This is a genomic window from Maribacter polysiphoniae, assembly GCF_003148665.1.
Lineage (GTDB): Bacteria > Bacteroidota > Bacteroidia > Flavobacteriales > Flavobacteriaceae > Maribacter_A > Maribacter_A polysiphoniae.
This window is the reverse complement of the sequence record NZ_QGGQ01000002.1, coordinates 239,803-264,895: the sequence shown is the minus strand read 5'-3', so window position 1 is coordinate 264,895 and position 25,093 is coordinate 239,803. Positions and strand designations below refer to the sequence as shown.

The 25,093-nt window shown below is 41.4% G+C and carries 11 protein-coding genes; 1 reads left to right on the top strand and 10 read right to left on the bottom strand.

Features of this window, described 5'->3' with window-relative positions:
• Positions 1-29: 29 nt before the first annotated feature.
• The 5 genes from uvrB to LX92_RS05430 all read right to left on the bottom strand — a co-directional run bounded on the left by uvrB (position 30) and on the right by LX92_RS05430 (position 18,706).
• A complete protein-coding gene (uvrB, locus tag LX92_RS05450) occupies positions 30-2,018 on the bottom strand; it encodes an excinuclease ABC subunit UvrB (RefSeq protein WP_109649281.1) in 1,989 nt (662 codons plus the stop codon).
• 182 nt (positions 2,019-2,200) lie between these two features.
• On the bottom strand, positions 2,201-3,034 hold the full coding sequence (locus LX92_RS05445) for an ABC transporter permease (protein ID WP_109649280.1): 834 nt from the start codon (positions 3,032-3,034) through the stop codon (positions 2,201-2,203).
• A gap of 13 nt (positions 3,035-3,047) precedes the next feature.
• On the bottom strand, positions 3,048-3,950 hold the full coding sequence (locus LX92_RS05440) for an ABC transporter ATP-binding protein (RefSeq protein ID WP_109649279.1): 903 nt from the start codon (positions 3,948-3,950) through the stop codon (positions 3,048-3,050).
• Between the two features lie 67 nt (positions 3,951-4,017).
• Complete coding sequence (locus LX92_RS05435) at positions 4,018-6,078, bottom strand: DUF11 domain-containing protein (protein ID WP_109649278.1); 2,061 nt, start codon at positions 6,076-6,078, stop codon at positions 4,018-4,020.
• 190 nt (positions 6,079-6,268) lie between these two features.
• Positions 6,269-18,706, bottom strand: a complete 12,438-nt coding sequence (locus LX92_RS05430; protein WP_244915921.1) for a T9SS type B sorting domain-containing protein — start codon at positions 18,704-18,706, stop codon at positions 6,269-6,271.
• Between the two features lie 186 nt (positions 18,707-18,892).
• Here LX92_RS05430 and LX92_RS05420 point away from each other — a divergent pair, with 186 nt between their 5' ends.
• Positions 18,893-19,975 carry a hypothetical protein gene (locus LX92_RS05420; RefSeq protein ID WP_109649277.1) on the top strand — a complete coding sequence of 361 codons (1,083 nt, stop codon included), beginning with the start codon at positions 18,893-18,895 and terminating at the stop codon, positions 19,973-19,975.
• A 113-nt stretch (positions 19,976-20,088) separates the two neighbouring features.
• On the opposite strand, the gene LX92_RS05415 is transcribed toward LX92_RS05420, so the two are convergent.
• From LX92_RS05415 to LX92_RS05390, 5 genes are all read right to left on the bottom strand, one after another.
• Entirely contained in the window at positions 20,089-21,147 is a 1,059-nt protein-coding gene (locus tag LX92_RS05415) for a nucleoid-associated protein (RefSeq protein WP_109649276.1), read from the bottom strand.
• Between the two features lie 82 nt (positions 21,148-21,229).
• A complete protein-coding gene (locus LX92_RS05410; RefSeq protein ID WP_109649275.1) occupies positions 21,230-21,727 on the bottom strand; it encodes an IS1096 element passenger TnpR family protein in 498 nt (165 codons plus the stop codon).
• Positions 21,728-21,754: 27 nt separating this feature from the next.
• Positions 21,755-22,789 carry a COX15/CtaA family protein gene (locus LX92_RS05405; protein ID WP_109649274.1) on the bottom strand — a complete coding sequence of 345 codons (1,035 nt, stop codon included), beginning with the start codon at positions 22,787-22,789 and terminating at the stop codon, positions 21,755-21,757.
• A gap of 239 nt (positions 22,790-23,028) precedes the next feature.
• Positions 23,029-24,456 (bottom strand): CCA tRNA nucleotidyltransferase, encoded by a 1,428-nt coding sequence (locus LX92_RS05395; protein WP_109649272.1) that lies wholly within the window; start codon positions 24,454-24,456, stop codon positions 23,029-23,031.
• 64 nt (positions 24,457-24,520) lie between these two features.
• The gene (locus LX92_RS05390; RefSeq protein WP_109649271.1) at positions 24,521-25,090 is read right to left on the bottom strand and encodes an L-threonylcarbamoyladenylate synthase; all 570 of its coding nucleotides are present in this window, start codon (positions 25,088-25,090) and stop codon (positions 24,521-24,523) included.
• Positions 25,091-25,093 lie beyond the last annotated feature (3 nt).

Genomic DNA, 25,093 nt, shown 5'->3' with positions numbered 1-25,093 from the left:
TTCCATATAAGCAATCCATGAATGATGGGTCAATCCTGTTTTTGCAGCTTTTTGATTTCATCACGTAGCTTGGCGGCTTGCATAAAATCCAATTCCTTGGCGGCCTGCTCCATGGCTTTTCGTTTGTCCCGAATCAATTTTTCAATCTGTTCCTTGGTCAAATAATCCATATCGGGTTCAGCGGCCCGTAATTCCTCTTTTTCAAAATGATAGGTTGAAACGGAATTCTTGGCCAATACACTATCCAGACTTTTATTCAAAGCGGTCGGAACCATGTTGTTCTCCGTATTATAGGCAATCTGTTTCCCGCGTCGGTAATTGGTACCATCAATGGTTTTTTGCATACTATCCGTGATTTTGTCGGCGTACATAATGGCTTTGCCATTGAGGTGTCTTGCAGCCCTTCCAACGGTTTGGGTCAGTGATCGATGACTCCGTAAAAAGCCTTCCTTATCGGCATCCAAAATGGCGACCAGGGAGACTTCGGGCAAATCGAGCCCTTCCCTCAGGAGGTTCACACCAATAAGTACATCGAATATCCCTTTGCGTAGATCCTGCATGATCTCAACACGTTCCAGGGTGTCCACATCGCTATGGATATACCTACAGCGCACATTTATGCGTGTCAAATATTTGGTCAATTCCTCCGCCATTCGTTTGGTCAGGGTAGTGACCAAGGTACGTTCATCCTTTTCTACCCGCTGTTGGATTTCCTCGATCAGGTCATCGATTTGATTCAAACTGGGTCTTACCTCTATGACCGGGTCCAACAATCCGGTAGGTCGAATAACTTGTTCTACATACACCCCTTGACAAAGTTGTAATTCGTAATCTGCGGGAGTGGCGCTAACATATATCACCTCGTTTTGCAATGCCTCAAACTCCTCGAACTTCAAGGGTCTATTATCCATGGCGGCAGGTAATCGAAATCCGTATTCCACTAGGTTTTCCTTTCTTGAACGGTCCCCACCATACATCGCATGTACTTGCGGAATGGTCACATGGCTTTCATCAATGATCATGAGGTAATCCTGCGGAAAATAATCCAGGAGACAGAAAGGACGGGTTCCGGGTTCACGACCATCCAAATATCTGGAATAGTTCTCAATGCCCGAGCAATAGCCCAATTCCCGAATCATCTCCAAGTCAAAATTGGTGCGTTCCTCCAAGCGTTTAGCCTCCAAAGGTTTCCCTATTTCCTTGAAATATCCAATTTGATGCATTAGGTCATCTTGAATAAGATGAATGGCATTTTGAAGAATATCAGGGGAGGTAACGAACATGTTCGCAGGATAGATATTCAGGTTTTCATATACTTCGATAACGGAATTGTTGAAGGGATCGAAGGCTTCTATTTCTTCGATTTCATCCCCAAAAAAGTGGATTCTAAAAGCGTGGTCGGCGTAACTGGGGAAAACATCCACAACATCCCCCTTTACCCTGAAATTCCCGTTCTTAAAATCGGCTGTGGTCCTTGAGTACAGACTTTGAACCAGCATATGTAATAATTTGGTACGGGCGATCACCTGATCTTTGTGTATGCTGATGACGTTCTTTTGAAACTCCACGGGATTACCGATACCATATAAACAGGATACGGAAGCGACGACAATCACATCCCTTCTGCCTGAGAGTAGGGAGGAAGTGGCACTCAACCTCAATTTTTCAATATCCTCGTTGATGGAAAGATCTTTTTCAATGTAGAGTCCCGACGAGGGGATATATGCCTCGGGTTGGTAGTAATCATAATACGACACGAAGTACTCCACGGCATTTTCCGGAAAGAATTGCTTGAATTCCGAATACAATTGTGCTGCCAATGTCTTGTTATGGGCAAGCACCAATGTTGGGCGTTGCACCTCTTCAATGACGTTCGCCACGGTAAACGTTTTACCGGAACCCGTTACCCCTAAAAGTGTCTGGTAAGGTTCTTTGGATTCTATACCTTTGACCAATTGACGAATAGCCTCAGGTTGATCGCCTGTTGGCTTAAAATCGGATACTACCTTGAATTTCATTTTTTAAAAATACAAAAGGCCTGTGATTAAATAGGGACTGGTCGTCTTAAAATAATACTAGCGTTTTGTTAAGTGAACCGAAAACCTCCACTTCCTTGCCGAAAGTAATACGGCAATGCATGGGAAAGATTCCCTCAACTAAAATAAACCTTAAGATCTTTGGGAATGCCCGTTTCTACTGGTTAAAGATCTCGCTTCTTCAACAGGGCATATGAACCATAGATGAAAATGGCCGTCCAACCTAAAACAATCAAGATTTCGTACCATTGTACCCCATAGTCCAATTCGAATTTTTCCCCGATTTGATCGGCCACGGATTGTACGGCTCCCAACCGGGAGAAAGGTTCATCGATGAGTTTCCACATGGCATTGAGGGGAAAGAAGCCCATAACGATATCGGTAGTGTCCCCATCAAAAAATTTCCAACGTATCATACCCCTGACAAAACCTTCGAATACCTGCCATAGAATTAGGAATCCCAAGGCGAAGGCTGAACGTTTTACCAATATGCCTAGAAAAAGACAGAAGGAGAAAAAGCCCATTAGTTTTACGAAAAAGGCCAGTAAAAACTCCAAATCGGAAAAAATAATACCCGGTTCATTGTAATCGGAATATATAAGTCCCAGAATCAAGGAGACCACAAAAACGAATAGTGTCGATAGTATGGAAAAGGATATCACGGTCAAAAATTTGGAAAGAATGAACTCCTTTTTCGACAGTCCGTCTATCAAATTTTGTTTTATGGTCTTGTTGCTATATTCATTGGCCATCATCGAGACAATGACGATCGCCAAGAACAGCTTGAAAAAAGCGGTAATGAATGTGTTGAAATGCCAGATATAGGGAAAATTGAAAATACCCTGATCGGCCAAATGGAATTTTATGGGACCTATATCAAATTTAATCGCCGCCACTAGGGCTATGGAGGTAAGTAAGACAAAATAAGCAATAATCAATATCTTGCTAACCCTGTTGTTCCAAAGTTTTATGAATTCTATCTGTAATAATCGTAACATGGCTTTTTCTGGTTTAGTTGGAGGCGTTATTGGTCAAGGCAAGGAATTGTTCCTCAAGACTTTCCTTTCTTTTCACTAAATGGGAGAGCACTATGCCCTTGTCCATAAGGCTTCTATTCAATACTTCCGAATTCATTTCCTCGCTCAGAAAAGCTGTGATAAGGCCATTTTCCTGGGTTACCTTGCTAAAACTAGGGTTGTTTTCCAAAAAAGTTAAGAGCATATCGGTATTGCTCGATTTTAATTCAAAAAAACCATAACTGGCCATCATATCGTCAACACGTCCGGAATATAATTTTTGTCCCTTTCTAAGGATAACGACATGGGTACACACTTTTTCGACTTCATCCAAAAGGTGCGAAGCCAATAAAATGGTCGTGCCTTTCGACGCTACTTTTTTTATGATCTCCCTGATTTGGTGAATACCTTGGGGGTCTAAACCATTGGTGGGTTCATCAAGAATCAGGATTTCCGGATCGTTCAATAGGGCAGAAGCAATGGCCAATCGTTGCTTCATTCCTAAGGAGTAGGTTCTGAATTTACTGTTTTTACGGTCGAGCAATCCAACCAATTCCAATTTTTCCTCAATCTTGTTTTCGGGGACCTCCTTGATTTTACAGACCAGTTTCAAATTTTGGATTGCGGTCATATAGGGGTAGAAATTAGGGCGTTCAATGATTGCCCCTACCTTTTTAAGGGCTTCATGGGTAGAGGTTTCACCCCCAAACCATGAAAATTCCCCGCTAGTGCGGTTTACAACATTGAGAACAATGCCCAGAGTGGTTGATTTCCCACTGCCATTCGGCCCTAAGATGCCATAAACATTACCCTTTTCTATAGTGAAGCTGAGATTCTTGACAGCTGTCAAGTACCCAAATTTTTTGGTTAGGTTACTAACGGTGAGAATTGTGCTCAAGTCAAGTGATTTTTGATGGGTTATGTACTACTTGACGAGAAACTTAATCGAATGTTACAATTAAATTTTAATTTTTGTTGACCCTATATGTAATTCTTCTGTTGGTTATGACCGTGGTGGTGGCTATCTTATTCACCGTTACCGTTTCTGAAGGGTCGTCCGCGGTAGTGTTTGAATCTATCTGATCTTGATTATTGGTTACCGTATTGGTATAGTCTACGGTTGGGATATGAATATTGTTCAGGCTAGCCTTGGTCACCATGGTCAATGTTTCCAAATCACCAGGGTCCATGCTGCCAACGTTCCAGTCAGGATAGGTAAATGATCCTTTGGAAATCGAGGAGGATATCAATTCGAGTCCTGCAGGTAAAAGATCGGTCAAAACCAAATTGGATACGGGGTCTATGCCCAATGTTTCAACAGTGATGGTAAATGTTACGGTATCCCCATCATTGACCGTATTCTGGTCAGCGTCTTTGTTCAGTACAATATCAGGGTCACAGTAATAGGCCGTTAAAGGTTGGGAGTCATACGTACAACCTCCTTTGGTTACACGGGCATAATAATCCCCTGCACTGGTCGGCGTATAAGTTGCACTGTTGGCACCTGCGATCAATTTACCATTTTCGAACCATTGGTAATCGTCGAAATTAGGGTCTACTACCTCTACTTGTGCGTTAGGTAGACACCCACCTCCTGTAACTTGTAGGTCTACGACGGGTACGGTATCGAATCCTGAAAAGTAGCCTGCAATTCCACGAGCACCATTATACCCAAAGAAGCCGACTGCGATCGGTCCTGTCGATTCGACGCTGACATTACCTGTCAAACCAGGGATGTAATAGGTTTTCCATAAACTTGTTCCTGCTACGGACGATGGACTTGTAAGTGTTACCACCCCAGTGTCATCCGTTACTTGAATATTCGAATCAGGTGTCGAAGTTGAGGCTATTATTGTTACTCCCCCAGAAAGAGTGGAACCGGCAACATCGGTAATATTGGGTATGTTATCCATAGTATCCGGTAAAAGACAGTTAACTGGAGCGACAAAGTTCAATCCTTGTGTATAAATTGCATTTGAACCTGCCAAGCATTGATAAGCGTATGCATCCTTGGATGTTGTGACATACATATTGGCCCCTACTGAATTGGAAGAATAATAACTACTGGGTATCTCAAAATAATCCCCGTTATTGATTGTTGCAATGGCTGTGGTAGACCCATTGACGTAAATTTCGGTATTGTTTTGAGTACCTATGATTATCGGGAATTCGGTAGGGCCGGTAGTCCCTCCATTTCCTCTTACAAATACATATTCCTTTCCCAATCTATTTTCCGGTACGGGTTGATCTATACCAGCATCCCTGTTCGATGAGTTGGCTTGTCTACCGTAGTTCAAGGATCCATTACTTATTACGATATTTTTGTCCGAAACTATGGAGGCACCTATCCAACCTTGACTCTGTGCTGTTGAAAAAGTGTTGCCAAGATAGGCCTCAAAAACAAAGGATTCATTGGCGTCCAATGTAATTTGATATGAGTCGTCCGTCATTCCTGAAGCATCACTACCCAATCGAAATACACAGTCAGGGTCATAACCCGAAAGGGTAACCGTTGTACCATCTTCCGTAGCCATGACCCCTACGGTATTGGATTTGGATACATGGGTACCTAGGTTGGGAACACCACCCCATTTAAAACGCGTGCCCATGGCCGCCCTGCCTTTAGATGTCAATGAAGCTGCTTGTGAACCCGAAATACCTCTATAGTTTACATAAAACTCTTTGCCGCTGGGGGCTTCAAATCTTAACCCCCCCCTTTTTAATACAACACCCGTACTGTCGTTTTCTACCAAGGTGATGTTATTATCTCCCTTGGCAAGGTTATATTTGATCGGAGTTGTTTTTGATAATGAAAAAGTTGTGAACGGAGTAGTGGAAGTGCCTAAATAGGCATTCACGGTAAAAGCAGTTACTTCCGGAGTGGACAGATAGATGGCTTGTTGTTGGATAGCTTGGTTGTTTGCCCCCTGTTTTAAGGGAGGTAAGTAATGTAGGTCACTTAATTGGGCGTATCCAACATGAATGAAAGCAAATAGAAAAAGGGGGACAAGAAACTTAAGTTTCATTTTTATGTGCTTTAAAACATTAATTTTTAGGGTTAAATGGAGTACGAATTAACGAAGCTTTTTTGCCGAAGGCAATATTAAGTTGTGAAATACGATACGGCCGTTGCCAAAGTGCCATTTATGGTGTTTACAATAAATGCCTAAGGCAGCATTTCTTATTGCTGCCTTAGGATCTTATTTGTTATCTACGCTATCGGTATAATGTAAAGTGGCCAACAAATTCCCTTTCATCCGCTTCACCATTTAGTTTTATTATGTACCAATAATCACCTGAGGGTAATTCGGTGTTGTTATAAAGACCGTCCCATCCATCTTGATTGTCTTTGAACCGGTAGATGATACGACCGTATCGGTCATATATCTTTATGAAGATGTCAGGATAAATTTCTATGTTGATAGGGGTCCACATATCCCTAGTGCCATCACCATCCGGAGTAAAGAAATTTGGAATCTCAATATCAATGAATTCGATGTAAATTTCTGAAATTGCTTCACAACCATTTTCATCAACGACACGTACTTCATAAGTATCCGTTCTATTGATCATAAAAGTATTGTCATCACCATTTTCCACGCCATCAAAATAGTAGGTGTAATCCTCTTTTCCGCCAGAAGCATAGGCCGTTATTTCATTAATGCCTTCCTGGGTTGTAACGAGTGTCAAGGCTGTGTAGCCGATTACTTCAAAATCAAAAGTGCGTAGACAGCCATTGGCATGTGCTATTGTTAGGTAGTGGTCCCCAGCAGTCATATCAGTGAAGTTGGGTTCTAGTACAAAGTCTGCGGGATCAGTGGAATCCAATGCATAAAGTACATCACCACTAACACTTTCATCCTCTAAGGCAATACTAAGGCTATTGTTAGGGGTGTCACCGGTACATTCATAGATGACCTCAGTTGTGGCATTGAGGTTGGCACCTACTTCAACGTTGATTAAATCATTGGTTGTACAACCATTGGCATCTTTTATGTATACGGTATAGTAACCTGCCGAAAGGTTTTCATATAAAAGTTTATCTTGGACAAAATCACCGGATTCGTTAGAATTCAAACTTGTAAAGTACGGTGCGGTGCCCCCGGTTATGTCCAAAGTGATTGAACCATCGCTGCTCTCAAAACATATTTCGTTCTGAACGGTGTAATCCATCTCTAGAATCGTTGGTTCTGTTATCGTAAATTCAATTACTTCATAACAACCCAAACCGTCTTGGGCAATTACCGTATAATCACCCGGGCTTAATTCATCAAAAGTATTCTCATCTACAAATTGATTGAGATTTGGGGAAATTGCATATAAGTAATCCCCTGTACCTCCGCTTAAGTTTATAACAATACTACCATTATCTTCCCCATTACAGGTAACATCCGTTATTTCATAATCCAAGGTAAGCGGTATAGGCTCTTCAATTACAATTGCTTCAGACACGATTTCACAATCCCTACTTTGAACCCTTACATAATACGTTCCACTTGGCAGGTCGGCAAAGGTTCCATCATTTTGGTTCGCCCTTATTTCCGTAGTCAATGTAGCATCCCCAAATAAAGCATATTGATAACTACCAAGTCCACCATCCGCATCCGCTATGATCAAAGCGGAACTATCACCGGAACAATTTACGGTCGCTGCTGAGGTATCCAAGGTCATGGTCAAATCTTCAATAGCGTTTACGGTTATTTCGTTGGAAATAACGGATACACAATTGAAGTCATCTTTAACATAATAACTATAATTGCCAACAGCCATATTTTGGAACAGGTTGGTATCTGTACCATTGGTCTCGTTCATGCTGTTGTAAGTAATACCATCCTCACTCCAGGTATAAGGGGCCGTTCCACCGGAAGCAACAAGTAAAAGGTCTGCTCCTGTAAGGCAACTATTGGGAGTTTCCGTAATTAATAGGGCATCGACATCTGTTGGCTCTACAATTTCAACAATTGCGGTTTCGTGTGCACAACCAATATCATCCGTAACACTAATACTGTAGAAGCCGGCACTAAGATTATGGAAATCAGGGCTTGTCTGGGCTGCAGCGTTACGCAAGAGTGTCGTGCCTGCCGCATCGTCATAGGTATTAAGGCTGTAGCTATAATTCGGACTTACATTTCTTGTTGGGTCGATTATAAAAGAAACCGAAGCGTCTGTGTCGCCGGTACACACTAATTCGGTATTTGTAATCGTACCTGTTAGGGCATCCGGTTCTACGAGCTCAAAGGCATCCGTAAAGATCTGGGAACATCCAAGCGCATCCGTGACCTGAACATCATAATGACCGGCTTCCAACCCTTTGAAAAGATTAGCGTTCACTTGAAGGCCATTGTAAACGGAACTGGTGTTGGTATTGGTTAAAACGATGTCATATAAAGCTTTGCCTCCAAGAGGGGTGATTTTGGCCGTGCCTTCACTATTGGAGCATCCTACATTGGAGGTTTCTATGGTATCCAACGTTATTGCCGCTTCTGGTGTTGTAATCGTAAATGTACGTTCCTGGCTACATTCCGGGAATGCCACTTGTACGGCTCTAACGATGTAATTACCTGCGGCCACGGGTATAGCGGCAGATGTTCCGGTGCCAGCGTATACGCCTTCGTCATCGGTTCTACTTGTTGAAGTACCATCAGTATTTAGGACTTCCCACGCAAAATCCCCGGCATAGGTGTCATCCGCGAAGGTTATTTGGATACTGCCGTCATCACCAAAGCAAACAACATTGGACAATACATCAACGGTTATGTCGAACGTATTGGGTTCTTCAACAACATGATCCGTTGTGATTGAACATCCCGTCGTTGTATTGGTTATTTCTATCGTATGGGTCCCGACTTGTAAATCTGGAAAAATATTGGAGGCCTGTGCCGTTCCTGAAGGTAATAACCTATATTCAAAATGTCCGGGATTTGCAGTGTATGTGGTACTGTTAGTCGTAACATCCACCCTAATTGCTTCACCAGTATTCGTAGTGGCGCAACTGATTTGGGTAATTACATCTGCTGAAGCCGAAATGAAGGGGTCATAAGCATTTACAGTAACTGTTTGTGCTGCACTACATCCTTTATCATCAAAAACACGGACAATCACATCACCACCGGCATAATCCGTATACATATATGATGCAGTTGATCCACTTTGCAATATAGTACCTGTTGCCACATCCTCAAACTCGTAACGGGAATACGTTAAACTACCACCTACTATACTTGTTTCGTCTAAAACAATAGTAGCGTTGTCCGTCGTATTGTCTGTGGAACAACCAAATTGATTTACGTCTGGCGTATCGAAAGTAATAACATTAGGCTCTCCTACGACAATAGTTTGGATTGTTGTACAACCATTTGGCCCTGTACCGGTTACTAGGTAACTGTCACCAGGTAAACCAGAGAACGAATTGGTTACGGGGTCATACGTAGCGTTGTTGGGTGTTATCGTATAATTTAACGGATTGTTTCCATTATTTACCTCCGCAATTTTTATGATACCATCGGAAGAACCATTACATGTTACATCTGTTGGGGTAGCGGTAAAGTCAGGTTGAATCGCAATTGGCACATTTACCGTCAATACGCGCTCACATTGCGGTGTTGCGGTATTCGTATCGTAAACAGTAATGGTATATGTGTCAGCTACTGTTACCATAGCGGTAACAGGTGTGGTAAATGCTGTTCTTGGAACAACTTCCGTACTTCCTGAGTCTTCGATTTTGTACTCATAACTACCAGAACCTTCTGAAGCACTGATTAAAATTTCCGCATCATTGGTGCATCCTAGATTTTCTTCTAAAGTTGCCGTAGCTTGCAGTGTTGGGTATACTTCAATGGTGCCGGAGTCCGTACAGCCATTGCCATCTTTTACAAAAATGGTATATGTGTTAACAGCTACATTGGTAAAAATACCTCCGTTGTCTATATATGTAGTTCCTCCATCAATAGAGTATAATAAGCTTGAAGAATCACCTAATGTTGTATTAATGGTTATTGTTGGCGATGTGCTACAATTATCAACCTCAATACTATTGATAGTTGGATTGGCGGATAATGCCATTGTTATGTCTCCTAAAGGATATGAACAACCATATTGGTCACTAATACTTACTGAGTAGTCCCCAGCAGCCGAACCTGCCGGTATTTCTAAAGGATTGTCCGTTGTACCTGTTGCAACAGGGTTTCCTAAATCATCTGTAACGGTGAAAGTGTAAGTTCCTCCTCCACCTTGGATATTATCAACTTTGATAAGACCAGGGTTTTCACAAGAAATATCTTGCAATTTATTTAAATCAGCCGATATAACATTTAGTTCTTCTATCAATAAGTTTTCCGAAGCAGAGATACAAGCATCTAAACCTCCATCTATTTCTGTAATCTTAATAAAGTATTCCCCTTCATCCAATGTGTCAAATTTTACTTCTTGAGGTGATGTAAAAGATACATTTCCTCCACTATCAGTTACTAGCGTCGCGGTTCCAGTGGACATATCATACAATTCCCATCTAAACTCAGTGCCATAAGGAGCTTCGTTATCTGTAATTGTATAGGTTATATTGCCGTTAGATGCTCCATTACATGTAGGTCTAGAAGTAAAATCAATATCCAATGGAAGGGGGTCTATAATATCATTGACGTTTCTATTACTTTGTCGTACGCAACCATTAAAATCTTTAACGTAAAACATATATGTTCTACCCGGAATTAAACTTGACCAAGTATGATTACCGTACCCTGCAGGAACGGTGACCGTAGTGCCTGATGAATCGTCTTCAGTGCCACCGGCAATCCAAATTGCAGTAGCAGGGTCAAAATTAGCTGGATTATCAGAGTACGCATACTCGTAACCGGGAGTACCTTCAGTGCCTTGGACTTTAACTCGCAGTTCATTACAATTAACCACGATTGCAGTTAGTTTAATATCCAAATCATCCAAAGGATAAGGGATTGTGAACCTTGGGAAATCCGTTTGGCAAATAGTATTTCCGGAACCATCTACTGTCCTCATTGACGGGTCAACGTTTTCTCCTGATAAATAACCGGTTATTCTATCCGATGTACCTGGGACAGAATTGTCCGCAACCCATGTGTTTCCACCATCGGCACTAAATTCTATCATACCCAATGTAGTTGGATAGTTAAAAAACTCGAAGCCATAATCATTAGGGTCCACACTGGAACAAGAAGAAGGTAAAACACCTCTATATTCAGATGTTAATTCTATAGGGTTATTAATGGTTATGTTGGGTGTCGTCGTAACTATACAACCGCTAGCATCGGAAATGTTTATCGTATAATCACCCGGAGTTAAATTATAAAACGACTTTATGTTATTTATTACATTGGGTATGGTTTCATTGGAAGCGCCACCATTATCTAAATCTATGATTTCATAAGTGTAAGGCGCAATACCAGAAGTAACTTCTACAGCAATACTTCCCAATCCGTCATGACATTCTGGGTCTGTTGGCGTTGCTGTGAAAGTTAATGGGGTTGCAGGGTTTACAGTGACCGTTTCCATAAATTCACAATGTGGATCCGCTGCACCGTTGTCCCATACATAAACATCATACGCGCCAGTATCTGCCGCTGCAACTGCAAATGTGCTTGTAGCACTAAAATCTACTGCTGTTACAGGGGTTGTTGTCGGAACAAAGGCATACGCCAAGTTTCCGTCACCACCACTGGCTGTAACCGTAATGTTGCCATCTCCACAAGAACTAACATCCATGACATCCACGGTAGCATTTAAATTAGGTTGTATGACGATTGTTTTTTGTACTGGTCCACAACCAAAAGTGTCATCTACATCAATCGTATATGTCCCGTTGGTCAAACCTGTAAATGTATATGTCGTTGGAGTGGCTGATGCAGGAGTAACCCATCCACCATTATTGATTCTAAAGGTGTAGTCACCATTGCCCGAAGTCACATCAACCGTAATGGTGGCATTGTTTCCTCCATCATAACAAGTTGTGAATGTTGGGTCGAAATCTATTGTTTCCGGGGTGGAAACGGTAACCGTTGCTGTTGAAAGTACCTCACAACCGTTGGCGTCCTTTACACGTATTAGGTAGTCACCATCGGTAATATTGTTAAAGGCCGCATTGGTTTGATAAGTTACCACAGGGGTGCCCGAAGTATCTTCCAATTGATATTCATATCCCGGTGTGCCCCCAGTAGCGGAAGCCTCTAAAGTGGCCCCTGTATTGAAGCATGTATATTCGGCTGTTTGTTGCAAATCGGGAACAATAGCCGTCGGAGCGGTCAACGTAACCGATGTGGCCGAAGTTGCCGTACAGGTATTGTCACTTACCTTACGAACCATTATATCATATATGCCGTCTGCCAATGTTGAAGGTGTAGTGACGATGGCTGCAGTTTCTGTAGTCCAAGTAGTTCCGCCATCCGTTGAATATTCATAACCTGTGGCCGTATCGAAATTCTTCACTTCAAACCTGATGCTACCATCGGTGTCACCATTACACGTTGGGTCGGTACTACCTAAAATGCTGACAGTAAACTCTTTGTTGTCTTCAACGATAATGGTAAGGTCCTGGGATGTTTCACAGACTTCTGGAATTTGGGAAGCTTGGATGTCATCCAAAACCAGGAAGTTACCATCGTCGCTATCCAAGTTGGTACGTAATACAACGCCAACAACCGTATTTGCTCCGGGATTAAAGGTGACCTCCCGTAGATGCCAATCATCGGCATCGTTATTTTGAGGAATTGCCGAAGTGGCAGCGCTACTGATTAAAGTTCCGGAAGCATCCACTAGTTCTACAAGTACTTCAGGGTCATTGCCCGAAACACCGTTTCTTAATAAGTTATATGCATAAAAGGAAATTGTAATATCTTGGTTTGACAGTACTTCCAATCCGGTTCTGGACCATAAAACATTGTTATTGCCTGCTGAGGTACTTACCCCAATGGCCATGAACCTACCATCCGTTAAGCCGGTATGGTCGTTAGGTGTTCTCCATGATGTATTAGGGTTGGTAACCGTATGCGTGACCGCGTATTCGCCATTGACCAAAATACCGGCAGGACCTAAATTGCAAGGAGTATCAGTGCCATCTTGCGGTTCGTAACAATATCCTGGGCCTATTTCCCCTATTTTAGTGGTTATTCCTGTTCCAAAATCCTCCAAGAAAAGGGTGCTTTGGCTAGGTGTAATAGCGCTGGAATACCCTACGGTAACCGTATGTGTTCCAGGAGCTACATTATTGAATATGTTATTATCCACAGGGGTGTTGTCCGTGCTATTTAGACTATAGGTGTAGCTAAAGTCCGTAGTATTGCTCGGAGTAATGGTTATTGTGCCCGATCCATCACAGTTATAATCGATATCATTAGTGAAACTTGGATCGGCCATTGGGGCGTCTACGGTGATGTCCATGTCATAAGTACAACCTAGGTTATCCTTTATGGATAGGTTGTAAGTACCTGCTGTCAGTCGTTGTTCATTTGTACCGTTATAATTGGAACCGCCATCAAAACTATAGGTGTATGGAGCTTGACCGCCATTTGGATTTAATATTTTAACCAAGGCTCCCGAAGGATCACAGGAAGCATCTTCTACAATTGCGGCGGAAGCTGTCAATCTAAAAGGTTGGTCTATCTCATACTCTTGCGTTCCAATACATCTTGATGTTGCAGATCCACTAGAATCCCTAACGGTAATCGTGTAGGAACCGCCACCCAAATTGGTAAATGTATTCGTCGTTTGGTAGGTCGTGCCACCATCTAAACTATATTCGTAGGGAGCTGTACCTCCGCTTGCTATTATCGTTAATGTTGAGGTAGCGGAATCGGCGCAAACAATATCGGTGTGAGACGCAGAGATGGTAACGGGACCCAAATCCTGTAAGGTCACACTATTTGATAGTGAACTACATCCATTGTCATCAAAAACGATAAAGACATAGTCATTGGCATCACTACTATCGGTAAATACGAAGTCGTTGGTAGTTTGAAGTTCGGAGGCTGGTACGTCTTCCGGACTTGCGTAAAGTCCAACCCCGCCAATGCTCCAAATGGCCATGTCGTAATTTGGATCAGGATTACCCCCACTAGGTGTTAAGGTTATCATACCTGAATTACAGGTAATGTTTTCGCTTACACTAGCCGTTAAATTAAGGGTAGGATATTCGTCTACTGTAATATTTTGGGAATCCGTACAACCATCTTCTGTAGTGGTAATCACAATATAGTCCCCAGCGGGTACACTATTGAAAGTGTACGTATTGTCTTCGATGGCCACCTTTTCTTGGAAAAATGTTCCCGCACCACTATTGGTGCCGTCATCGAGGCGAAGTTCATAAGTGTAATCCGGCAATACGTTCAGGGCTTGAATTGAAATGGTTCCAAAACCACTACAGTCTGCAGGTGTCGTTTCAATGTTCACCTCATAATCCATTTCCTGGATACCGATATCCTCAGTCTCAAAAATACAGGCGTTGTCTATGGGGTCTCCCGTTATTGGGTCAAGTGTAGTGATCTGCACTTTATAGGTGCCACTGGTGGTAATGTCAAAATTAGGTCCATTGTTATCGGAAAAAGGTGTCACAATAGAATTTGTGGTAGCGTTTACCAACTGAAATCCGTAATCCGTTCCAGGGTTTGTAATTCTAATGTTTCCTAAAGTATTACATAAAATATCAGAGGAAATGTATTTTATGTCCAAGGTGTTTTTAAAAACATTGAAGTAAAAACGACTGAAACAACCGTTTTTATAGTTGATGACCACTCTGTATTTACCGCTATCGGTTACCGTATAATTATCTTGCTCAATAATATTGTTCCAAGTGCATCCAGAATTGGTATTGGCACAATCATCCCCTATATCCGTACAGCTTGTTTCATCCAATTGTTGCCAAACAATACTATCCGCATCCGTTATTCCTAATTGTAATGTGGCATCATCGTTTTCGCCACATAAAAATATTTGCGGTATTTCGCTACCGTCGATTGAACAATTTACAATTTGCCCTTGTAGGTCATTGTCTGGGTTTGCATCTGAATTTACCCGATTGAAATACGATAAAATGGGGTTGGTCTGTGTGGTTCCAAAACGTTCTACGGTAATAAGTTCCACTAAATCGGCACATCCTGTCGCACCACTTTTTTCAACGATGTAATTGCCAATTTCGGTAATCAATAATGTACTAGGGTCACCATCGGGATCTCCATCGTCTATTACCGTCTCAGTTGCATCTATTTTACTGTTTCCATTGGTGTCCAATGCCCATTTATAGGAAGCAAATCCTGTTCCTGCACTTAAAATAACGTCATCACCACATAATTGTACCGTTCTGGCTATATTACAATTCTCTAGATCGTTTAAGAGGCTGTTTGTTGCCACCGATGTGGTTGAACTACAGGTTGGGGTTAAGGTTGACCCTGGTTCATCGCTATATGTGTTGGTGTTTGTAACTCCTTGATAGGTGGAGTAGGCAAAATTTTCAATGGTATCCGAGCATGCATTTACGAATTCAGAACAGTTTGAGGATAAGGTTACCGTGATCCGGATCGTATATTTTGGGTCATTTACCTCGACCAGGTTATCTGGTATTTGGAAAGTAATGATATTGCTGACAGGGTCATGGTTATAAGTTACCGTGTTGGACGCACCTGATAGATCAACATTGTCTACACTTACATTGGATGGCAATACGTCCCTTATGGTAAACCCTGTAACATTATCATTTCCTGTATTTTGGAAACGGAGGACATAATCAAAAGTATCACCAAGGCCAATCTCTTGTCCGTTAATATCGTTTGTGCCCAAATCTTCGGTAGTATTCCCTAAATCGATCTCCGGAGCTAAAACCAAGGTGTATGACGCATCGATTACGGCACCCGAATTGGAATCAACTGCAGGTATACCTGTTCCGTATTCCCCACCATCATCACCATCGGCACTGTTGTCCTTATAGAATTCATCGGCATCGGTACAACCATCATCATCACTATCCAGGTCAATGTTGTTTGGATACCCGTCCCCATCGGAATCTATACAGTTTTCGGGAACAAGAATGTTGATTTTGACATCATCGATAAAGTTACCGATAGAAATACTACTATTGGCCGTGGATATAGCCTCAAAAACAAAAACTGTATTCGTTTGGCCTACGGGTACGGTGTAGGTTCCGGAATATAATACCCAAGCCGTATTATCGGTGGTCATTGTTTCTTGTACGGTAGCACTGGCAAGGTCCCCTCCAATCCTCAACTGCATTTTATCGGTGCCGGCCCTTCCTCTATGTCTTACTGACCAACTCATTTCAGTACCTGGTGTCAAACATAAGTTTTGGTAAAGCGCACCATAATTATTGGCATTCAGTTCCACATGTTGGTTACCATCATATGAATTTACCCCTAAGAAACCTGATTCCCATATTTCAATTTTCTTATCGGTTGCAGTTGTATACCATCCGGGGACACTACTTTCATTGAGAATCGAAAAATTTGAAACGTCTGGGTCTTCAAAACTTTCGTTGATAATCGATTCAAAACAAAATGCCCCTTCGCATTCATCACTGTCATAAATACCGTCATTGTCATCATCTACATCGACTATATCCACCACACCATCATGATCAAAATCATTGTGTACGATAATACTGGCGGAAAGAATATCCTCAGTAATGTTTTCATCTACTTGGTCCTGTGTATGTGAAACGGTATTGGTGACATTGATTAGGGGTTCGATATCAATTTCATCCCCTACTACTTCCAATTCCAAAAACGCCGGTTCACCAGGTTCAAGGGTGCCTATGTTCCAAACACTACCATTCCAGGTTCCGGTTGTAGTGGAGCCTTTGACAAGTGTTAACCCAGCAGGAATATTATCTGTGAGCTGAAAGTTAGTTACGGGTTTAAAGTTTTTATTCTCTACCCTAATGGTAAAAGTTGCCGTTTCCCCTTCTGTGATTTCAGGCTTGTCTACGGTTTTGTTAACTACTATGTCACCTTCGCAGTAGAAAACAGTAATCCCTTGTGAATCATACGTGCAGGGTCCTTTGGTTCCCCGAACATAGTAGTCTCCCGCTACGGTTGCAGCGTATTCGAATGTATTGGCACCTTCAATGAGTTGGCCATCAAAAAACCATTGGTAAGCATCAAAATTATCATCTGAGGCTTCAAAAATGGTAGATCCAGAAAAACAATCCCCTACGGTTCCCCCATTAATTTTAAGGACTACCTCTGGGACGGTATCAAAACCGGAAAAATAGCCAGCGACACCTTGGGCACCGTTATAACCGAAAAAACCAATAGCCATTGGGCCAGTTGATGTTACGCTAATATCACCATCTAGATTGGGTATAAAGAATGTTTTCCAATCATTGGAACCTGCCACTGCATCGGATGCGGGTTTGGTGATTTCTATCCCATCTTGATATACCTTGATGTTTTCATCTGGTGTATTTACCGATGCGGTGATCGTTAAACCTCCGGTAACTGTGGATCCTGCAATGTTTCGGATATCCGGAATGTTATCCATTACATCGGGTAATAAACAGTTTACGGGAGCCACAAAATTCAGTCCCTGTGTGTACAGGGCACTTGATCCCGCCATGGATTGATAGGCATATACATCTTTTGATGTTTGTACAAACATGTTTGCACCCACCGTGTTGGAGGAATAATAGGAGCTAGGTATTTTATAGTACTCACCATCATCTATGGTGGCTATTGGCGTTGTACCGCCATTTACGAATATTTGAGTGTTATCTGCGATGGCAATGACCAGAGGAAATTCCGTAAGTCCATTCGTATTGCCATTACCCCTTACAAAAACATATTCCTTACCTAATTTGTTTTCAGGTACAGGTTGGTCTATACCGGCATCCCTATGGCTTTGGCCAGATTGACTACCAAAGTTGATCATACCGTTACTTATAACGATATCCTTATTCGAATCGATCGAGGCGCCGATCCAACCATCCTCATGGGCTGGGGTGGGCGATGTGCCTATGTAGGTTTCAAAAACAAAAGATTCGTTGGCGTCCAATGTTATGGTATATGAATCGGCAGTAATACCAGCCCTGTCGTTGCCTACCCTAAATTCGCAATTGGAATCATAACCCGATAATGTTACCGTTGTATTGTCCTCAGTAGCCATGATACCCAAGGTGTTGGATTTCGAAACATGACTACCTAGGTTAGGAACACCACCCCATTTAAATTTGGTACCCATGGCTTGTCGACCCTTGGCGGTTAAGGAAGCGGCCTGTGAACTGGATTTTCCTCTATAGTTTACGTAGAATTCCTTACCACTAGGGGATTCAAAACGTAATCCACTATTATCAAGTACAACCCCTGTATTGCTATTGTTTACCAGGGTAATGTTATTGTCTCCGTTGCCCAATGTCCAGACTGCTGGATTGAGATTGTCAATATTGAAAGAGTTTACAGGTGAGGTATTTGTTCCCCGATATACATTTACCGTAAAAGTGGTTGTTTCCGGAGTTGACAAATATATGGCCTGATTTTGTATACCTTGATTATTCGCACCCTGCTTCAAAGGCGGTAAGTAATGCAGGTCACTTAACTGGGCAAACGTATTTAATGAGGTAAATAATACAAATAATAACAGAAGAAGACTCCTACTGTTTTGTTGGTTGGTTTGAAAGGATATGTCCACGTGTGAATTAATTATACTTTCCTACGAAAAAACCACCTTTTATTGGTCTTTACAGATTTTTGTTGCCAACGGGAAAAATATATAGGTAAACGTTAAGGAATACGTAGTAATGACTTTGGTGTAGATACCTGTTTTTTTGATAAAGAGCGGAATCCGTTTTTTGTATCTTTAGACAAAACATTGGAGATGATTGACGAAAAAATGATGTCGAAGAAGAAGCCGACCTATCCAGTCAGTAAAGCGTTGGAAGCTTATCTTGAAAGGTATAGTAGAAAAATTGAAATACCTATTTGTTATGATGATTTGTTACGTTTTATTGGTTCCGTAGTGGTTTATGATTCCAATGACGAGGATACCCTTTGGGTAAGGGTCTATTACAATGAATATGACCGTCAAGAAATAGATACAAGTTTAAAGCGGGTGTACTCACTTTTACTTTCCGATGGTAGCGGACATATTGACCAATATTTGAATGTTGACTCGGTTGACTACTGTACTTTCGGAAATTCCAAACCTTTTCGTATTAAGGTTAGGAATGTCCTTAACGATAATTTCACCTATTTCTATGTAAAGAAAGCTGATGCATCAAGAATCTATGGTTTGGAGTTGGAACATATGCTTTCCCCTTATAACCTCAATTTTATGGTGTATAAGGATACTTTGATCGAAGAACATATTGCAGGAATTCCTGGGGATGTGTTCATCAAGGAGATGTTGCCCAATTGTACCGAATTCGAAAAAGCCCAATTGGCCAAGGAGTTTGTGAAATTCAATGAGCGTTGTATGATTCGATTGTTGGGCGATATGCGTTCATACAATTATGTGATCGTAGCGACCCACGATTTTGATCATGTCGTGTATAGGATCAGGGCCATAGATTTTGATCAACAATCCTTCGAGGGTAAATTGAATGTTTATCGTCCCCAGTTTTTCAAGGAAAATTATAAAATGGTAGAGCTGGTCCGTAGTAAATTATTGAAAGATTCCATAGACCAGTACAAGTTGGAGGAAAGATCCATTGTCGCCAAGCGAATCCTAAGTTCGGGAAACCGGATTAAATTGTTGGACAAAGTCTGTAAAAAAGACCACATATCCTTACCTGAAAATGTAGAAAAGCTTAAAGGGCAGATTTACGATTTAACCAAGGATATCCAATTTAAAAAATGCAAGACCATGGGGGAAATCCTGAATCTTGCCTTGGATTTTGTGAAACGTAACTATCAAGGGGTCAGTATGAAACAGATTCTTGAGCACAAAATCAAAATATAGTCGGGCTTCTTGAAATAGCAAATCACAAGTGCCAAATCACAAGTGCCAAATCATAAAATCAAAACACAAAGTGTTCTCTTGGTGGTATTTGGGATTTTAAATTGGAATAAGGTCTAGCTTTTCTCTTCCTTGTTGAAGTATACTAGGTAGTAGTACATCTGACGCTCTTCGTCCCATCCTTTTTCAACGAATTTTTCTGCAGATTCCGGATTGATGAAATCCATTTTTATCTGGATGTTGGTATCCAGGTTGATGACGTTTTTTATCTTCTTTCTGGCGTCGGACACGGCTTTGTTGGCGATGTCAAAGGTAGAGACATCCTCAATACTGTATTTCGGTCCCTTTTCTACCTTATAGTGTTTAAACTCGGGAATAAGTTCCGGATTTTCCAAAACCTCGTTCAAGAAGTTCGTTTCCTCAAAGGAGTCGTTTTTCGCGAAATGGTTTACGGCCTTGTTCATAAACAACACTTCCTGTTGTTTGTCCTCAGCAGGCAAGACAACATCCTTGGCAAAATTCTGGCAGAATTTCAAGTAGTTTTTGGTGTAGAAGTTTTCATCGGCCAAGGCATCAACATCCAAAAAATTCTCAAGCCAATATTTGGCATCATACCGATTACTGTCAACGGAAAGTACTTTGTATCCCTCTTCCTTGTTCACATTGAAAATCAGGCAGCCTTTATCCAATTTATTGATATTGATACCTTGTTGGATGACAATATCCAAGTTGCTGCCATTTTCCTCGAATTGAAGAAAATCATGCTTTAATTCACTTTTGAAGATACCAATGGCATCCACTTTTTTATTGTCGAGAACAACATCGGTCAGATGGGCTACATAGACTTCCCCACTTTTGATATGCGGATGGTTGGATTGGTCAAAAAGATGTGTTGCTATTCTTTTTGATTGATCATGGGCGCATGCAGGGTCATTGAATATTTCTGTTACGATCTTATGTATTTCATTAAACTCAACATCAACCTCATTGGTCAGTTTAAAATAATTTTCCTCTTTCTCCCTAAAGGGTTTGAAAAAATACTCTTTCAACAACCCTGTGGTCTCATCATTAAGGATAAAGGGTTGTTCCGATAAAAATATACCTTCGTTTTTGTTCTTGTTGCCAACGCGGTGCAAAGAAATACTTTCAATTTGGGTAGGGTATAGGTTTATCATTTCTAATTATGGGTTTCGTGTTACGTGTTATTTGTTCAATGGATTTTTCTGAAGTCAGTTTCAGAAAAGCAATCTTAAGGTCTCAATTCCAATTTTCATCAAAATCCAGGTCATCATAATTGTCAAAGGTGTCGTCAAAATCGATTGACGTATTTTCCGCTTCGAATTTTCGTTCTGGTGGTGATTCGGGCAATTCCCCAAAACTAAAAAGGACATTGGGATAGGAACGACCGGGTTCTTCCTCAACAATATCGGCCAATTCAACAAAGAACGTCCACATATTCAAGAAATCATAAACATAAATAAGTTTAGGGGTTTTCTCGGTAAGAATGTCCTCGAGATACGTTTCGTTCATTAATCGAAGATCGGAACCGTTTTCATTCATATCGAACAATGCGATTTCCTCATCTTGTTTCCAGTTTTCATCACAGGTGTAAAATGAGGCCATTTCATTACCCAAAAATCCAAAGGACTGTGCAATGGTATTATGGAATTCCTCCATTGAATTATGCGCCTCGATTTCAACATCCCGGAAGATATCCTCATGGGCATCCAAGATGATCCGGATTTTATATATCATTGACTCTATTTTTGAGAGAGTGCAAAGTTACGAAGATTTCTGACTTCTATCCGCATTATAGGATTCCAATAGCAAATAGAATTGAACACCAAAGAGTAATGAGGCCAATACCAAATGTAAAGTCTGGCTCATAAAAGGGAAATTCCAATAGAACATGGCCATGCCTGAAATGACTTCAACAAGGAGAATGCTCAATATCCAATTGATTTTTGTGAGACCAAGATTCAAATTGTAAATCCTGTATGCCAAATAAAGATTGACCAGAACCACAATAATTGAAAATGTTCGATGAATGTAAAAAGCGAGGATAGGTTTGTTTAGCCATAGGTTTTTTGCCGTTTCCCCAACCAGGTCGATCTGTTCGTCAACAAACTGTCTAACCTGGGTTCCGAGAATTATCTGAATCAGGGTCAATCCAAAAACCGTGGACAAGATCACCATCGTTTTTGAATCATAGATGTATGTTCTTTTATGCTCATTGGAGCGAAAAATAAGGTAGAGCAATATGGCGACTATCAATAGGGCCATAACCATATGCAGGGTAATCTTAACGGGTTCAAGAACCGAATAAACTACGGTTGCACCCAGCCAGGCTTGAAAACCCATACCGAAAACCACTATCCAGGACAATAGGGTGATGCTTTTCTTTTTTTTCCAATACCCAAAAGATACGAAGGCTAAAACCAATGTGCCTAAACCTGCCAAGGCACCAAAAAGGCGATTCACAAATTCAATCCAAGTATGCCATGGATTGAATTCTGCATAGTCATGTTTTGTATAGGGTTCCCAATGGTTCAACTTCAGTTCGTTACCACTGGTAAAATCTTCCTTTGCCACTTGCAACGATTCATTGAGGATAATGACCTGGCCTTTATGATAGCTTTGTCCAGGTTTCCATTGTAATTGGGACTCTTCTGTTGGTGGTATCAGGTGGCCAAAACATTTAGGCCAATCCGGACATCCCATTCCACTTCCGGTCATTCGAACAACAGCTCCTGCAATAATGACCAAATAAACCAAGACCAATGTAATTTTGGCTATTGAATGGTATTTTTTGAACATGTATGGTATAGTTAACAAATGCAAAATTAGTGTTCTTTTCGAATATTCATATGTTTATCGAAGAATTAACCCATAAAAATAGCAAGGGGATTTATATCCCTTTTCATAGCCAAATACCACAAAGTCTTTTTACGACAATGAACTGGGCCGATCTATTCATTCGGGCAACGACCACGATTATTAATTTTTTTTTGGCCAGTTCTGTATCGCCAGTATCCCTATACGGAAAAACAGATGTATTACGGTTTAGGGGTTAAACCCAATTTTATTCCTTTTTGGACCATGAATTCTTTGGCAGCCTCATATTCATTGGGGATTTCACCCTCCAGAATGGCTTCTTTGATGGCAGCTTTTATAATCCCGATTTCCTTGGAGGGCTTAAGGTCAAAGAAATTCATGATTTCCTCCCCGGAGATGGGGGGTTGAAAATTTCTCACATGGTCCCGTTCCTCGACCTCGATGATCTTAGCCCGAACCATTTTAAAATTATTTTTGTATTTCTTTTGCTTTTTTGGGTTTTTGGTGGTGATATCCGCCTCGCATAAGGTCATTAGGTCATCTACAAAATCACCAGCATCGAACACCAATCTCCTAACAGCGGAATCGGTTACGAATTCTTCGGCCAATACAATGGGCCTGGAGCTCATCAATACCATTTTTTGAACGAACTTCATCTTGTCGTTCAATGGCATGCGCAATCTTTTAAAGAGTTTATAGACCATTTTGGACCCTATGAATTCATGTGCGTGGAATGTCCAGCCAATTTTTTTATGGAATTTTTTGGTAGGGGCCTTGCCAATGTCATGTAGTAAGGCGGCCCAGCGCAACCAAAGGTTTTCTGTGGTCTTGGCTATGTTGTCGACAACTTCAAGGGTATGCCAAAAATTGTCTTTATGGCGTTGGCCTTCAATCTCTTCGATGCCCTCCAAGGCAGTAAGCTCGGGAAGTATGTAATCGAGAAGTCCGGTCTTATGGAGTAAGGACAGACCGATGGAAGGTTTAGGGCAAGCCAGTATTTTATTCAGTTCATCAACAATCCGTTCTTTGGAAACGATTTGGATACGTTCTTTGTTTTCCGTTATGGCCTGTAAGGATTTCAACTCGATCACGAAATCCAATTGGGTGGCAAAACGTATGGCCCGCATCATACGCAATGGGTCATCGGAATATGTGATGCCAGGCTCTAAAGGGGTTCTGATAATTTTGTCTTCCAGGTCAATTACGCCATTGAAGGGGTCCAATAATTCCCCGAAATTTGATTTATTCAACGATATGGCCAAGGCGTTGATGGTGAAATCCCGTCGTTCTTGGTCTTCTTGCAAAGTGCCATCCTCAACAAAGGGCTTTCGGCTATTCCGGTCATAGCTTTCTTTTCGTGCCCCTACAAATTCCAATTCCAAATCGCCATGCTTTATCATGGCTGTTCCGAAGTTCTTGAAAACTGATATTTTGGGATTTCCGGACAGTTTATGAGCTACTTTTTTGGCCAATTCAATACCGCTACCGACAGCTACCACATCAATATCCTTAGGATTGCCTCGTTCTAGCAAATAGTCGCGCACAAACCCACCAATCACATAACTCTCCATATTAAGCTCATCTGCGGCTTCTGAAAGTATATTGAAAATCGGATTCTGTAGTGCTTGTTTATGGTTTTGTTGTGGCATTTTATGAAGGCATCTCCCCCGGAATTTCGAGGCGCTTAATGTGACAGTGAATACTGTTTGTTACTTACTCCCGGATTACTTTAACCGTACCATCATTTCCTAATTTGATAATCGATGAAGGTGGTCCGTTTTTTTTATCGTGGTGCAAATTTACAATATAGTCGACACCTTTTAAAATATGGTCCTTTATTTCATTAAAACTTCTGGGTGTTGGGTCACCGGTTATATTCGCGGATGTAGAGATTATGGGTCTCTTGAACTTGTTGGTCAAGTATTGGCAGAATTTGTCCGAAGCGACCCTAATGGCCATGGTGTTGTCCAAGGCAATGGCATTTTTGGCCAAGCCTATGGGACTGTCATAAATAATCGTCGTTGGTTTGGTCGCCAGGTCTAAAATATCATAAGCAACCTCTGGTACCTTTTCTACATGCCGTTCAAGCATGGCATCATTGGCCACCAAACAAATCAATGCCTTGGAATCTTCACGTTGTTTTAAGCGATACACCTTTTTTACCGCGGTTTCATTAGTGGCATCACAACCAATACCCCAAACCGTATCGGTAGGGTAAAGGATGAGTCCGCCTTGTGTTAAGACCTCGATACAATTATTTATTTCCTTGGTAAAATCGGTCATTGA

Coding starts and splice junctions, on each gene's coding strand:
- LX92_RS05410 (WP_109649275.1), bottom strand. CDS start 21,727: ATGATATATAAAATCCGGATCATCTTGGATGCCCATGAGGATATCTTC.
- LX92_RS05445 (WP_109649280.1), bottom strand. CDS start 3,034: ATGTTACGATTATTACAGATAGAATTCATAAAACTTTGGAACAACAGG.
- LX92_RS05435 (WP_109649278.1), bottom strand. CDS start 6,078: ATGAAACTTAAGTTTCTTGTCCCCCTTTTTCTATTTGCTTTCATTCAT.
- LX92_RS05420 (WP_109649277.1), top strand. CDS start 18,893: ATGATTGACGAAAAAATGATGTCGAAGAAGAAGCCGACCTATCCAGTC.
- LX92_RS05390 (WP_109649271.1), bottom strand. CDS start 25,090: ATGACCGATTTTACCAAGGAAATAAATAATTGTATCGAGGTCTTAACA.
- LX92_RS05415 (WP_109649276.1), bottom strand. CDS start 21,147: ATGATAAACCTATACCCTACCCAAATTGAAAGTATTTCTTTGCACCGC.
- LX92_RS05405 (WP_109649274.1), bottom strand. CDS start 22,789: ATGTTCAAAAAATACCATTCAATAGCCAAAATTACATTGGTCTTGGTT.
- LX92_RS05395 (WP_109649272.1), bottom strand. CDS start 24,456: ATGCCACAACAAAACCATAAACAAGCACTACAGAATCCGATTTTCAAT.
- uvrB (WP_109649281.1), bottom strand. CDS start 2,018: ATGAAATTCAAGGTAGTATCCGATTTTAAGCCAACAGGCGATCAACCT.